The following is a 13,008-nucleotide window of genomic DNA, read 5'->3' on the forward strand; positions in this document are numbered from 1 at the left end:
TACGAATGTCGTCGATGGTTGCGAAGCAACCAACTTTCAGCTTAGAAGGGGAGATCATCATCTTCGATGCTTTCATCAATGGGATAGAAGCCATCGGAAGGGGCTGTCTGTTTGGGAGCGGGTGCAGCGGGTGCCGCATCTCTGTGGCTTTCGAAGGAAGCCTTGCTTTCCGCAAAGTACTGTTCTTCGACAACGACATCTGTGCTCCAGCGTTTTTTGCCCTCATTATCATCCCAGCTTCTAACCTGAAGCCGGCCGACAATGCTGACCATCTGACCTTTTTTGAAGTATTTTTCCGCAAATTCGCCTGCTTTACCGAATGCAACACATCCGATGAAGTCGGCGTCCTGCTCGCCTTGGCGTTTGAAACGGCGGTTTACCGCCAAAGTGTATCTGGCAACGGCCAGGGGTTCATTGCCCTGGGAATATCTTACCTCGGGGTCCCTTGTCAGTCGTCCCATCAAAATCACTTTGTTCATAAGAGTTACCCCCTTGATTAAACATCCTTACGGATGATCAGGTAACGCAGAACGTTTTCCATAATACGCATACGAGCTTCGATTTCTGCGGGTGCAGTAGCGGGTGCTTCGAATGTTGTGAAGCTGTAGAAACCTTCGTTTACTTTTGCGATTTCGTAAGCAAGCTTTCTTTTGCCCCAATCATCAACCTTTTCGATTTTTGCACCGAATCTTTCCAGTGTAGCCTGTACTTTAGCTACTTCTGCTGCTCTGCCTTCTTCGTCCAGTGCGGGACTTAAAACCAGCGCCAATTCGTATTTGTTCATGTGGGTTACACCTCCTTTTGGACATATGGCTCTTCCTCCTTGGGAAGAACAAGGATATTTTCATCTGCCGGCAGAATGACCGACACTAAACTAAAATACCACAAAAGCCCTGCGGATGCAAGGCTTTTTTTGGGATTTTCCTGATTTTTTTCAGGAGTTTTCCTCCTCATCGAAGGAATCCTCCAGTTTTTTTGCTCTTTTTTCTTCCATGCGGGAAAAAATATGTTGCAGAACCAGGAATAAAGCAAGATATATTGCCATGGTCAGCAGAGCGGAACTACCTCTGGCTTCGGCGGAGGCTTGGGCGTTGCCCAGATAGATGAGTGTGCCGATGAGCAGCACCGCCAGCAGGAGGGGAAGGGCACGCCTGCGGCTGTCTCGCCCTGTTCCCAGCACCACGCCCATCTGTCGAGTGCGCACCATCTGATAAAGAGGGGCGAAGATCATAATGATATATTCTGTCAGGCACTGCTTTAAATCCATGTGGAAATACAGACTTTTTACATAAAAAGAGATGATAACGAGATACAGCAGGATCCGCATCAGCTCGGAATAGATCTGGTTTTTGGCCTGCAGGGTCCTTTCGTCCTGAATTTGCTTCATAAAAATTCCTCCTTTTCATTTTTGGAATGGGCTTTTTCCCAGCGTACGGCACTTATTCCTCCCAGAATAATTCATCCAGCGTTTTATCCAGTGCCTTGCAGATGGCGATACACAGGTTTAGGGTGGGATTATATTTTCCCGCTTCAATCATGCCGATAGTTTGGCGGGTGACGCCCACCAATTGGGCCAGCTGCTCCTGGGAGAGGTCTTTCGCCGCACGGGCAGCTTTTAATTTCAAATTCTTCAAGTCATCACTTCCCCAAAGTGTTTTTATTTCGGATATCCGTTCAGAGAGAATTCCGGATATTTCTCCCTGTATTTTATTTATACTATATATCATTCCAAATGTCAAATATATATTGCATTTTAATTAAAATATTTTGCGAAAGAAAAAGCATACCTTCCGATATGCCTGAGAGTCATCGTTTATATTCCATGGAATAATTGTTCCAGCGGGGGTCTTTTTCTTCAAAATATGCTGCCACACGGAAGCCCACTTTTTCATAGCAACGGATGGCACCGATGTTAAAGCAGTATACCCGCAGGGAAAGGGACACCAGCCCCATTTCTGTAAAAGCAATGCGGCAAAGGGCTTGCAGGGCTTTTTCGCCATAGCCTTTTCCTCTGGCTTCCTCGGCGAAAAGCACACGGCAGATACGGCCTGTTTTGGCAGTGGTATCAATATCGCAAAGCTCCGCTGTGCCGATGGGAGTGTTGTTTTTCAGTATCATAAAGATGGTAACGTCATCCTTTTTGGCCTGATTGGCGATCTGTTCCGCTGTCAGGGGATGCTGATAGGCGGTGAAGCCTGCCCATTGGAAAAGATAGGCTTCGTCCTTGCCGGCATTCCAGCGGAGGATAGCGGTGTAGTCTGTTTCGGTTACAGGTCTGATGGTAAGCATAGGGTTTCCCTCCTGATGTTTTTCTCGTATGGCGCAGTGCATCTTCTTATGTTACAATGAAGCATACCACGAAACAGAAAGGGAGAAAATAGGATGCTCAAAAAAATTTATGAGGAACCAAGTATTTTTCAGATAGAGATACCCCTGCCCGATAACCCTTTGCGAAACCTGAATTGCTATATCATTCAGGATGGGGGAGAAACCCTTATCATCGATACGGGCTTCAACCGCCCCGAGTGCAAAGAGGCTTTGTTGGCGGGGCTGGCGGAACTGAATGCCGATTGGAACAAGACCAATCTTTTCCTGACCCATCTCCATTCCGACCATACAGGACTGGCCCCTACCATTATGGAAAAGAAGCCGGGGAACATTTTCATCAGTGAGAAAGACCATGCTATTTTATGGGAACACATGAAGGGGGAACGCTGGCAGGAAACGGATGAGCTTTTCTACCAGGAGGGCTTCACCAGAGAACAGTTGGCGGAACTGCGGCTTTCCAACCCTGCCCGTGGGTTGGAGCCTACCCGATATTTTGAAGCAGAGCATGTGGCGGACGGAGATATCATCAAGGTGGGAAAATGGGAATTTGTTTGTGTTTTTGTTCCCGGCCATACCCCCGGGCAGATGTGCCTCTATTGCCCGGAAAAGAAGCTGATGTTCACGGCAGACCATATCCTTTTTGATATCACCCCCAATATCACCCATTGGAAGGATGCCGCCGATTCCTTGGGGGATTATCTGGATAGTCTGGTGAAAATCCGCGGGTTTGAGATGGAAACGGCTTTCCCTGCCCATCGGAAAAATGATATGGATGTGTATGTTCGTATCAGCCAGATCATCGAGCATCATCTGGTGCGGCTGAAGGAAACGGTGGATGCACTGGCGGAACATCCCGACAGCCATGCAACGGAGGTTGCCGCCCATCTGAAATGGTCCATGCGGGGTAAGACTTGGGCAGAGTTCCCCTTGTCCCAGCGGTGGTTTGCCGTGGGGGAGACTATGGCCCATTTGGATTATCTGCTGCTGCGGGGGATGGCAATGCGAAAGGACGAAGGAGAGTGCAGAGTCTACCGCCTGACCCTTTCCGCCGAGGAATGCAAAAATAAATTAGACGAGCTTTGGAAGAATTACAGATAAGACCGTGGGGCTCTGCCCCACCGCCCCGCCAAGGGAGTCACTCCCTTGGAACCCGATACCGCAACAACATGTACATGTTGTTGCAAATGGGGGGGAATCATTCCCCTGTTGGGGTTCGGGGCAAAGCCCCGAGAAAGGGAGTATAAAATGGATATATTGAAGAAATTGCAGGAAGAATTTGAGATAAAAATTAGTCAGGTGGAAAATACGGTCAAACTGCTGGATGAGGGGAATACTGTCCCCTTCATCGCCCGTTACCGCAAGGAAATGACAGGCTCTCTGGATGACCAGATCATCCGCCAGCTTTCCGAACGGCTGACTGCTTTGCGTAATCTGGAGGAAAAGCGGGAGCAGGTGAAAGCCACCATCGCCGAGCAGGGCAACCTGACCGAAGAACTGGCTAAAAAGCTGGACGCCGCCGAAACCCAGACGGAAATCGACGACCTTTACCGTCCCTTCCGCCCCAAACGTCGCACCCGTGCCTCCATTGCCAAGGAAAAAGGCCTGCAGCCCCTGGCAGATATGATTTGGGGACAGAAACTCATCGGCACCTTGGAGGATTACGCCGCTGCATTCATCGATGGCGAAAAAGGCGTGGATTCTGCGGAGGATGCCATCCAAGGGGCAAAGGATATTTTGGCGGAGCAGATTTCTGATGATGCCGATCTGCGGAAGATTTTGCGGGAAGATACCATGAAAGATGGCGTTTTGCTGTCGAAAAAGGCCAAGGATGAGCCTTCCGTCTATGAAATGTACTATGATTACAGCGAACCGCTGAAAAAGGCGGCAGGACATCGTATTTTGGCGGTGAACCGTGGGGAAAAGGAGGGATTCCTTTCTGTGAAGATAGAAGGGGAGGAAGAAAAGCTGCTGCAGCGCATGGAACGCAGCATCATCCGCAAAAACAGCGATACTACAGAGCTTTTGCGGGAGGTCATTGCCGACAGCTACAAGCGGCTCATTGCGCCCTCCCTGGAACGGGAAATCCGCAATGATTTGACGGAAAAAGCTGAAGAATCCGCCATTGGTGTCTTTCGGGAAAACCTGAAGCAGCTGTTGCTGCAGCCGCCCATCAGCGGTAAGGTGGTGCTGGCTTTGGACCCTGCCTATCGTACCGGCTGCAAAATCGCTGTCATCGATGCCACAGGCAAGCCCTTGGAAACGGCGGTGGTCTATCCCACACCACCCCAGAATAAGACCGCCGAAGCGGAGAAAAAGTTGTTGGGGTTGATTGAAAAATACGGCGTTGACCTGATTTCCATCGGCAACGGCACCGCTTCCCGAGAATCGGAGCTTTTCGTGGCGGAAATGCTGAAAAAGACCAAACGGAAGGTGCAATATATCATCGCCAACGAAGCGGGGGCGTCTGTCTATTCCGCATCCAAGCTGGGAGCGGAGGAATTCCCGGAATATGACGTTTCCCTGCGGAGTGCCGTTTCCATCGGCCGCCGTATCCAAGACCCTTTGGCGGAACTAGTAAAAATCGACCCCAAATCCATCGGCGTGGGGCAGTATCAGCATGATATGAACCAGAAGCGCCTGGGGGAAGCCCTGGGCGGCGTGGTGGAGGATTGCGTCAACAGCGTTGGCGTAGATTTGAATACGGCCAGCCCAGCCCTGCTGTCCTATGTGGCAGGCATCAATGGCACTGTGGCGAAAAATATTCTGAAATATCGGGAAGAACATGGCAAATTTTCCACCAGAAAGGAACTCTTGAAGGTGCCGAAGCTGGGGCCCAAGGCTTATGAGCAGTGTGCCGGCTTCCTGCGCCTGCCGGAAAGCACCATGGCACTGGACAGAACCGGTGTTCACCCCGAAAGCTATCCGGCGGCGGAAGGGCTGCTGCGGCTTTGCGGCTATACCTTGGAGGATGTGGCAGCGAAAAAAGTCAGCGGCTTGGCGAAAAAGATCAAATCTCCCGAAAAAACAGCGGCACAGCTGGGCATTGGCGTGCCCACTTTGGAGGATATCATCCGGGAACTGGAAAAGCCCGGCCGTGACCCCCGGGACGAAGCCCCTGCCCCCGTCCTGCGCAGCGATGTCCTTTCCATGGAAGATTTGAAGGAGGGCATGGTGCTGACGGGTACAGTGCGGAATGTTATTGATTTTGGTGTGTTTGTGGATATCGGTGTCCATCAGGATGGTCTGGTGCATATTTCCCAAATTTGTGATCGCTTCATCAAGCATCCCCTGGAAGCGGTGAAGCTGGGGGATGTGGTGCAGGTGAAGGTGCTTTCTGTGGATTTACAGAAAAAACGTATTTCCCTGACCATGAAAGATATTTAAAACCTTGCTGTCAATAGAGAGCCTCTTGTCGCCAGATAAGGGGCTTTTTCGTTTTCAAAAAAAGATAGGAAAACTGTTGTAATGATTGCAAAAACACCCTTTTTATGCCATAATGAGACAAGAACCCAATGAGGAGGAATGAAGATGCTTGATTTTCAGACAACAGCTTTCCTGCTGGATGCAGCGGCCCAGACAGCGGAAGGAACCATTGAGCCGGGCGCAGCTTTGACCTTGATCCCCATTGCCATCGGCACCATCTGCGGTATCGGTATTGCAGGCTTTTTTATGCGGTATGCAGCAAAAAAAGGAGAACAGGACAGAAGAAACGACCCCAACCGCTTCAAACGCCTGAAATAAAAGAATTTCCCAGTGAAACTCTGTGGAATATACTTGACAAGATATTAACAAATGATATAATTGAACTGTAAAAATAGATGTCATGCATGCTGTAAAAATGCATCAATGCTTTTTATCCGCATGGCGTATAGCTGTACGAAGTTTCTTCAGGGCAGGGTGAAATTCCCGATCGGCGGTAAAGTCCGCGAGCGCGAAAGCGTAGGATTTGGTGCGATTCCAAAACCGACAGTATAGTCTGGATGGAAGAAGAAAAGTTTGGTATTTTTTTGCTTATGTGAAAAATATCGTCCTTTCTTTTGCTCGTTTAGCCTGAAGATGTTCAGGCTTTTTTCTTTTGCATTTAGAGCGAAAAGCCGAAACAAAAAATGGAGGTAATCTGACAATGGAAAACGGAAATAAAAGAATCTCAACAAGACAGTTGGTATCTATGGCGATGCTGGGGGCCATCTCCATCGTGCTGGTGGCGGCGGTGCATTTTCCCCTGATTCCCGCGGCGGCCTTTCTGGAATATGACCCTGCGGATATCCCCATCCTCATTTGTGCCTTTGCCTATGGCCCTGCGGCGGGCTTTCTGCTGGCTGTGGTCGTTTCCTTTATCCAGGGCATGACTGTCAGCGCCCAGAGCGGCATCATCGGTATTATCATGCATATTTTGGCCACAGGCTCCTGTGTTTTGGTGGCAGGCAATATCTATAAACGCCATAAAACAAGAAAAACAGCGGTAATTGCGCTGATCTGCGGTGCCATCGTGCAGACGGCAGCTATGGTTGTGATGAATATGATCTTTACACCTCTGTTCATGGGGGCACCCCTGGAAACGGTTCTGGCGATGATGATTCCCGCCATCATTCCTTTCAACGCGCTGAAAGCAGGGATCAACTGCACCATCACTTTCTTCTTGTATAAATCCATCTCCCATCTGATCAAAGGCCATTGATTTCGGGAGATTTGCAAGTATTCTCATTGATAGATAAGGCTCCGTCAGGAGCCTTTTTCAATGGGTGCCTTCTGGGGAAAAAGCCCCTTGTGAGCGGGGAGACGGGCTGACCGTCCGTTTAAGATATTGAATTTTTCTTCTTTCCTGCAAGTTTTTATTGTCATTGGGGAGCGAAGTGCATATAATAGAAAAGAATTGGTGAAAATCGGTCATTCCGTTTGAGAGGAAGGATGCCTATGAACAGCAAGAAAACAGTCGCAGTGATTTTCGGAGGACAGTCCTCTGAACACGAAGTTTCCAGAACCTCTGCAGTGCTGATGTTGCATGCACTGGATAAAGAAAAATATCAGGTCCTTCCGGTAGGGATTACGAAAAAAGGACAGTGGCTCATTTATAACGGCCCTGTGGAGCATGTGAAAACAGGCGAATGGGAAAAATACGGCACGCCTGTGTGCCTTTCCCCGGATGCAACGAAAAAATGCTTCCTGAAGATTGTAAATGGCTCCGTGAAGGAGATCCCTGTGGATGTGGTCATTCCTGTGCTCCATGGCGCATGGGGGGAAGATGGTACGATTCAGGGGCTTTTGGAAATGGCACAGATTCCCTATGTTGGCTGCGGGGTGTTGGCTTCTGCGGTTTCCATGGATAAGGTCTATACCAAGATGATCGCTAAATCTGCCCGCATTCCCCAGGCGAAGTATCTTTGGGTTCATAAAACAGATTTGGCGCAGAAAAGAGATAAGATCCTGGATCAGGTGGAGCGGAAATTGGGCTATCCCTGCTTTGTGAAGCCCTCCAATGCCGGCTCTTCTGTGGGGATTTCCAAGGCGAAAAACAGAGAACAGCTTTCCAGAGCTTTGGATTACGCAGCAGGCTATGACAGAAAGATCATCATTGAAGAAGCCATCGATGCCAGAGAATTTGAATGTGCTGTTTTGGGCAACGAAGAACCCATCGTCAGTGGCGTGGGGGAAGTTTTGGCGGCGGCGGAATTCTATGATTATGACGCAAAGTATAACAACAGCGATTCCCGTACGGTGATCCCTGCGGAAGTGGAAGAAGAAAAGGTGGAAGAAATGCGCCGCATCGCCAAGAAAATTTTCCGTGCCGTAGACGGCAGCGGGCTGGCCCGTGTAGATTTCTTTATCGATAAAAAAACAGGAAAAGTGCTTTTTAATGAGCTGAATACCATGCCGGGCTTTACGCCCATCAGTATGTATCCTATGCTTTGGGTGCACGCAGGTATGACAGAAACAGAACTGATGGATCGTTTTATTGAGCTGGCATTGACCAGAGATTCGGGCATCAGAGGGTAAGGAGAAGTAATATGGATATAAGACCTATCGGTGTATTTGATTCCGGGGTGGGCGGCCTGACTGTGGTAAAGCAGATCATGAAGGTCATGCCCCATGAAAATATCATCTATTTCGGGGATACGGCCCGGGTGCCTTATGGTACAAAATCCAAAGAGGCCGTAACCAAATATTCCAAGCAAAATGTGCGCTTTTTGCTGAGTAAGGATGTAAAAGCCATCATCGTTGCCTGCAATACAGCCAGCTCCAACAGCTTGGATGAGCTGCGGGCCACCTTTGATGTACCGATCTTTGGCGTTGTTGTGCCGGGGGTGGAGGAGGCTCTGCGCTCTACAAAAAATAAAAAAATCGGCGTTATTGGGACACCGGGTACGGTGCGTTCCGGTGCTTATGAAAGAATGATCTGCGCCGAGGACAGTGAAATGCAGGTATTCACGAAAGCCTGCCCTCTTTTTGTGCCTTTGGCGGAAGAAGGCTGGACAGATAACGAGGTTTCCCGTCAGGCGGCGAAAAATTATCTGACAGATCTGGTGGCGACGGGGATCGATTCCCTGGTGCTGGGCTGCACCCATTATCCCCTGCTGAAACGCTGTATCGGCACCACGGTGGGGGAGGACATCAAGCTGGTGGATCCCGCAAAAGCCACAGCAAAGCGGGTAAAGCATTTTCTGGAAGAAAGAGATATGCTGAATGAAAAGGAAGACATGGGCGAAAAGCAGTTTTATCTCAGCGACAGCACGGATACCTTCAAATTCGTTTGCCAGAAGGCGCTGAAGCATGGCTATCAGCCGGAGATCATTGATATTGAGAAATATTGAAAAACAAAAAGGATAAGCCGGCAGCTTATCCTTTTCTTGTTTATAGAAAGGATTCTGAACGTGTCAAAATCCTGATTTTTCCGAAGGGTGCCGTCTGGCACCCTATTAAGGGGAAGAAGTAGAAAGAATGTTAATTAGAGTGGTGAGTGGTTTATCACCATTCTAAGGGGGAGTAACATCCTCAGTCAACAGTATTGCCCCTTTGGGAAAAAATATTCAGTAAATCGAAAAGTTTTGCAGTTCTATAATAATAATGATTATTATTTAAGAAAAATTATTGAATTTATTTCCTTTTTGTGCTATACTGAATGCAAACATAAGAAATCTTCAAAGGGTTAAGATAGAAGAGAAAAGAGAAGGAGGAAACGAAGATGAAACAAGTAAAATCCAATGAATTCCGTACGGAAGTTTTAGAAAGTAAAGTTCCTGTTTTAGTAGATTTTTCTGCTACATGGTGCGGCCCCTGCCAGATGATGGGCCCTGTGCTGGAGCAGATGTCTGCAGAATATGAAGGCAAGGCGAAGATCGTAAAAGTAGATATTGATGAATCCATGGATCTGGCGCAGAAATATCAGATCATGAGCGTTCCCAATATGATCTTTTTCAAAAATGGCGAGCCTGCCGATGCAGTTGTAGGGGCGGTTCCTGCGGCATATTTGAAGGAAAAACTGGAAAAACTTTTGTAAGACAATGAAAAATCCCTTGATATTACCGTATCAGGGGATTTTTTGGTTTTCTTGGGTTGTTTATTTGTGTGCGAAAGAGCGCCGTGGACATTTGTCTTTTTGGTATTTTTGTTGGAACATGATGAAAAATGTATAAAAAAACATGCAAAATAAAGAGAATCCTTGCTGTTTTTTACGTTGACGGGCGAAAAATAAAGTGATATCTTTTTTTTAACAGTTTTTGAAAAGAGGTTATGCATTATGATGTGTTCAGCATTCAACACAACTGCAGACGGTTTTGAAGTCCTGCTAATCAGCGTTATTATTCTGGTCATTCGTATTTTGGGTGAAAAGAAGAATAGCGCCAATTGTCATGTGCAGAATAAAAAGCCTCTTTACAGAGAACCTGCATGATATGTTTGTGTTCACAGACCCATGGCATTTGGCCTTGGGTCTTTTTTGTTATCAGCTTTGATGCAAAAGAGCATTGCATATACGTACAAAAGAAAAACACAGTAAATTACAAAAGATAAAATTTTAAAAAGTACAAAAGAAAAATAACAAAAAACGAAGAAAAACAAAAGATAAAACAAAAAAAGAGAGTACAAAAGAAAAAACATTTTAAGAAATTTACGAAGAGAAATAAACCTTGCAGAAAATCGTCCAAACAGATTGGAGGAAATGCAAATGAAGACAAGGAAGGTTGGTATCATCGGCCTGGGGCATGTGGGCGCCCATGTGGCATACAGCCTGGCGGTGCAGGGCATTGCCGATGAACTGGTGTTGGTAGATACCAATGAAAAGAAAGTAAACAGTGAATGTCAGGACCTGCGGGACAGTGTGGCATATCTGCCCCACAGAGTGACTGTTCATATTGGCTCCTATGAGGATCTGGGCGATTGTGATGTCATCGTCAACAGCATTGGCAGGATCGAGATCCTGCGGGCAAATCAGGACAGAACAGACGAGATGAAATTTACCGTTCCTGCGGTCAACAGCTATGTGGGCAAAATAAAGGCTTCTGGCTTTGATGGGGTAGTCATCAATATCACCAACCCCTGCGATGTTGTGACACAGCAGCTGGCCAAGGGCTTGGGCCTGCCCTGGGGCCGGGTTTTCGGCACTGGTACAGGATTGGATACCTCCCGTTTGTTATCTGCATTGGCAAGGCAGACGGGCATCGACCATAAATCGATTACAGCTTATATGCTGGGGGAACATGGCAATCAGCAGTTCGCGGCATGGAGCAGCGTTTCCTTCCGGGGCAAATCTCTGGAGGAATGGGCAAAAACGGATGCACGCTTTCGCTTTGACAGAGAGGCGCTGCAAAAGGAATCCATCGGCGGCGGCTGGGTCACATTTTCCGGTAAATTCTGTACAGAATACGGCATTGCCACCACGGCAGCCCGTATGGTGCAGATCGTGCTGCATGATGAAAAGCAGATTATGCCTGCCAGCGCGGAGCTTTGTGGGGAATATGGCGAAACAGACGTATTCGTCGGCGTACCCTGTGTCATCGGCAAAAATGGCGTGGAGGAAGTGGTAGAACTTCCTTTGAATGAAGCGGAAAAAGCGGAATTCAAAAAAGCCTGCGATGTCATCCGCGGCAATATCAGCTTTGTAGAAGAAAAGAAATAAAACAATACGAAAGAAAAGAATAAAAAGAACAAAGGAGAGAACAGCTATGATGGAAGTAAAAGTAACAAAAACAACAAACCCTAAGAAAAAACCCGATCCTGCTACAGTGCCCTTTGGCGTAGCCTTCACAGACCACATGTTTATGATGGAATGGGATACAGAAAATGGCTGGCATGATGCCCGCATTGTTCCTTTTGACAACATCTCTCTGAACCCTGGTGCCCTGGTGTTCCACTATGGCGCAGAAGTATTCGAAGGTCTGAAAGCATACCGCAAACCCGATGGCACAGTACAGATGTTCCGCCCCGAAGAAAACTTCAAACGTATGAACAATTCCGCGGAAAGACTGTGCCTGCCTCAGATGGATGTAGCAGAAGCGGTAGAATATCTGAGACAGTTTGTAGAAGTAGAAAAAGACTGGGTACCTGAGCCCTATGGCACTTCTCTGTATCTGCGTCCTTTTATGTTTGGTACTGATGCAGACTTGGCGCTGCATGGCATTTCCCATGCTACATATATGGTAATTGCCTGTGTAGTAGGCAGCTATTATAAGAGCGGTCTGGCTCCCGTTGATATGCTGATCGAAATGGACGACGTTCGTGCGGTTCGCGGCGGCACAGGCTATGCAAAATGCGGCGGCAACTATGCGGCAGCAACAAGAGCCGGCGAAAAAGCAGCAGCGAAGGGCTATTCTCAGGTTGTATGGGTAGACGGCGTAGAAAGAAAATATGTTGAAGAAGGCGGCGGCATGAACCTGATGTTCGTTTGGAACGGCAAGCTGGTAACGCCTGAACTGAATGGCTCTATCCTGCCCGGCGTTACAAGAAAATCCATCCTGGAACTGGCAAAGAGCTGGGGAATGGAAACAGTGGAACGCAAGATAACAGTAGATGAACTGATGGAAGGCTGCAAAGATGGCACTGTACAGGAAGCCTTCATGTGTGGTACCGCAGCGGTTGTTACACCCATCGGCGGTTTTGTTCGCGGGGAAGAAAAGGTTGTTGTAAATCACAATCAAATCGGTGAGATCACACAGAAAGTCTATGATGAACTGACAGGCGTACAGTGGGGGCTGAAAGAAGATACTTTCGGCTGGACAGTAAAGGTTGACTAAGACTTTTTAGTCTGTCAAAATATACCTCTATGAAAATGCGCCTCTGTAAAAACAGAGGTGTATTTTTCAAAAAAAGAAAAAATTTTACTTTACAATCTTCAAAAAAATATGTTATAAAAATAGATGCAATGAGTTGCTTACATGCGTAAATCCAATTGTGGTTGGCATGTAAGCAACTTTTTTGTTTTGAAAAAAGGAAAAGCAGAAAAAGAGACAAGGAGTTTGTTCTTTCTCAGCTCTTTTTTGACTTTTTACGGAGAAATGCACCGAACGAAAGAAAAAACGGTGTTCTCCGCAGAAACTTTTACAAGGAGGTAAGTATTTTGCAAAACGAAGTAAAACTGTGGAATAAGGATTTTGTATTTATTATTATTATCAATTTCCTGGTATTCCTGAATCATTGAGCCTGTGAAAAAAACTCTGTAAAAACATAAATAACAAGGCCTTCTATGAT

Annotated in this window: 15 protein-coding genes and 1 riboswitch; of the genes, 10 read left to right on the forward strand and 5 right to left on the reverse strand. The window is 47.3% G+C overall.

What is annotated here, in order from left to right:
• Nucleotides 1–41 precede the first annotated feature (41 nt).
• The 5 genes from ACI39P_RS06720 to ACI39P_RS06740 form a co-directional block, all read right to left on the reverse strand.
• On the reverse strand, nt 42–479 hold the full coding sequence (locus ACI39P_RS06720; RefSeq protein ID WP_439715963.1) for a single-stranded DNA-binding protein: 438 nt from the start codon (nt 477–479) through the stop codon (nt 42–44).
• Between the two features lie 17 nt (nt 480–496).
• Nucleotides 497–784: a 30S ribosomal protein S6 gene (gene rpsF / locus ACI39P_RS06725; protein WP_439719901.1), complete on the reverse strand. Its 288-nt coding sequence runs from the start codon at nt 782–784 to the stop codon at nt 497–499.
• A 150-nt stretch (nt 785–934) separates the two neighbouring features.
• Entirely contained in the window at nt 935–1,387 is a 453-nt protein-coding gene (locus ACI39P_RS06730) for a DUF6773 family protein (RefSeq protein WP_439719902.1), read from the reverse strand.
• A 52-nt stretch (nt 1,388–1,439) separates the two neighbouring features.
• Entirely contained in the window at nt 1,440–1,634 is a 195-nt protein-coding gene (locus tag ACI39P_RS06735) for a helix-turn-helix domain-containing protein (protein ID WP_439719903.1), read from the reverse strand.
• 172 nt (nt 1,635–1,806) lie between these two features.
• Nucleotides 1,807–2,289: a GNAT family N-acetyltransferase gene (locus ACI39P_RS06740; RefSeq protein ID WP_439719904.1), complete on the reverse strand. Its 483-nt coding sequence runs from the start codon at nt 2,287–2,289 to the stop codon at nt 1,807–1,809.
• Nucleotides 2,290–2,382: 93 nt separating this feature from the next.
• On the opposite strand from ACI39P_RS06740, the gene ACI39P_RS06745 reads away from it, so the two are divergent.
• From ACI39P_RS06745 to ACI39P_RS06790, 10 genes are all read left to right on the forward strand, one after another.
• Nucleotides 2,383–3,426 carry an MBL fold metallo-hydrolase gene (locus ACI39P_RS06745; protein ID WP_439719905.1) on the forward strand — a complete coding sequence of 348 codons (1,044 nt, stop codon included), beginning with the start codon at nt 2,383–2,385 and terminating at the stop codon, nt 3,424–3,426.
• 147 nt (nt 3,427–3,573) lie between these two features.
• Nucleotides 3,574–5,712: a helix-hairpin-helix domain-containing protein gene (locus ACI39P_RS06750; protein WP_439719906.1), complete on the forward strand. Its 2,139-nt coding sequence runs from the start codon at nt 3,574–3,576 to the stop codon at nt 5,710–5,712.
• 144 nt (nt 5,713–5,856) lie between these two features.
• Nucleotides 5,857–6,069 (forward strand): hypothetical protein, encoded by a 213-nt coding sequence (locus ACI39P_RS06755; protein WP_439719907.1) that lies wholly within the window; start codon nt 5,857–5,859, stop codon nt 6,067–6,069.
• Between the two features lie 138 nt (nt 6,070–6,207).
• A riboswitch (FMN riboswitch) is annotated at nt 6,208–6,324 on the forward strand.
• Between the two features lie 127 nt (nt 6,325–6,451).
• Entirely contained in the window at nt 6,452–7,006 is a 555-nt protein-coding gene (locus ACI39P_RS06760; protein ID WP_439719908.1) for an ECF transporter S component, read from the forward strand.
• 236 nt (nt 7,007–7,242) lie between these two features.
• Complete coding sequence (locus ACI39P_RS06765) at nt 7,243–8,322, forward strand: D-alanine--D-alanine ligase (protein WP_439719909.1); 1,080 nt, start codon at nt 7,243–7,245, stop codon at nt 8,320–8,322.
• Nucleotides 8,323–8,333: 11 nt separating this feature from the next.
• Nucleotides 8,334–9,137: a glutamate racemase gene (gene murI, locus ACI39P_RS06770; protein ID WP_439719910.1), complete on the forward strand. Its 804-nt coding sequence runs from the start codon at nt 8,334–8,336 to the stop codon at nt 9,135–9,137.
• A gap of 371 nt (nt 9,138–9,508) precedes the next feature.
• Nucleotides 9,509–9,823 (forward strand): thioredoxin, encoded by a 315-nt coding sequence (gene trxA / locus ACI39P_RS06775; RefSeq protein ID WP_439719911.1) that lies wholly within the window; start codon nt 9,509–9,511, stop codon nt 9,821–9,823.
• A gap of 240 nt (nt 9,824–10,063) precedes the next feature.
• Nucleotides 10,064–10,216 (forward strand): hypothetical protein, encoded by a 153-nt coding sequence (locus ACI39P_RS06780; RefSeq protein WP_439719912.1) that lies wholly within the window; start codon nt 10,064–10,066, stop codon nt 10,214–10,216.
• Between the two features lie 273 nt (nt 10,217–10,489).
• The gene (locus ACI39P_RS06785; protein WP_439719913.1) at nt 10,490–11,440 is read left to right on the forward strand and encodes an L-lactate dehydrogenase; all 951 of its coding nucleotides are present in this window, start codon (nt 10,490–10,492) and stop codon (nt 11,438–11,440) included.
• A 46-nt stretch (nt 11,441–11,486) separates the two neighbouring features.
• A complete protein-coding gene (locus ACI39P_RS06790; protein WP_439719914.1) occupies nt 11,487–12,554 on the forward strand; it encodes a branched-chain amino acid aminotransferase in 1,068 nt (355 codons plus the stop codon).
• The last annotated feature ends 454 nt before the right edge of the window (nt 12,555–13,008 follow it).

Origin of the sequence: Anaerotignum sp. (assembly GCF_051877975.1) — a bacterium.
Lineage (GTDB): Bacteria > Bacillota > Clostridia > Lachnospirales > Anaerotignaceae > Anaerotignum_A.

Bases quoted from the DNA above. Each gene is read 5' to 3' on its own strand.
- ACI39P_RS06780 (WP_439719912.1), top strand. From the start codon at position 10,064: ATGATGTGTTCAGCATTCAACACAACTGCAGACGGTTTTGAAGTCCTG.
- ACI39P_RS06755 (WP_439719907.1), top strand. From the start codon at position 5,857: ATGCTTGATTTTCAGACAACAGCTTTCCTGCTGGATGCAGCGGCCCAG.
- ACI39P_RS06790 (WP_439719914.1), top strand. From the start codon at position 11,487: ATGATGGAAGTAAAAGTAACAAAAACAACAAACCCTAAGAAAAAACCC.
- ACI39P_RS06720 (WP_439715963.1), bottom strand. From the start codon at position 479: ATGAACAAAGTGATTTTGATGGGACGACTGACAAGGGACCCCGAGGTA.
- ACI39P_RS06745 (WP_439719905.1), top strand. From the start codon at position 2,383: ATGCTCAAAAAAATTTATGAGGAACCAAGTATTTTTCAGATAGAGATA.
- ACI39P_RS06740 (WP_439719904.1), bottom strand. From the start codon at position 2,289: ATGCTTACCATCAGACCTGTAACCGAAACAGACTACACCGCTATCCTC.
- rpsF (WP_439719901.1), bottom strand. From the start codon at position 784: ATGAACAAATACGAATTGGCGCTGGTTTTAAGTCCCGCACTGGACGAA.
- ACI39P_RS06765 (WP_439719909.1), top strand. From the start codon at position 7,243: ATGAACAGCAAGAAAACAGTCGCAGTGATTTTCGGAGGACAGTCCTCT.
- ACI39P_RS06750 (WP_439719906.1), top strand. From the start codon at position 3,574: ATGGATATATTGAAGAAATTGCAGGAAGAATTTGAGATAAAAATTAGT.
- ACI39P_RS06760 (WP_439719908.1), top strand. From the start codon at position 6,452: ATGGAAAACGGAAATAAAAGAATCTCAACAAGACAGTTGGTATCTATG.
- murI (WP_439719910.1), top strand. From the start codon at position 8,334: ATGGATATAAGACCTATCGGTGTATTTGATTCCGGGGTGGGCGGCCTG.
- trxA (WP_439719911.1), top strand. From the start codon at position 9,509: ATGAAACAAGTAAAATCCAATGAATTCCGTACGGAAGTTTTAGAAAGT.
- ACI39P_RS06785 (WP_439719913.1), top strand. From the start codon at position 10,490: ATGAAGACAAGGAAGGTTGGTATCATCGGCCTGGGGCATGTGGGCGCC.
- ACI39P_RS06730 (WP_439719902.1), bottom strand. From the start codon at position 1,387: ATGAAGCAAATTCAGGACGAAAGGACCCTGCAGGCCAAAAACCAGATC.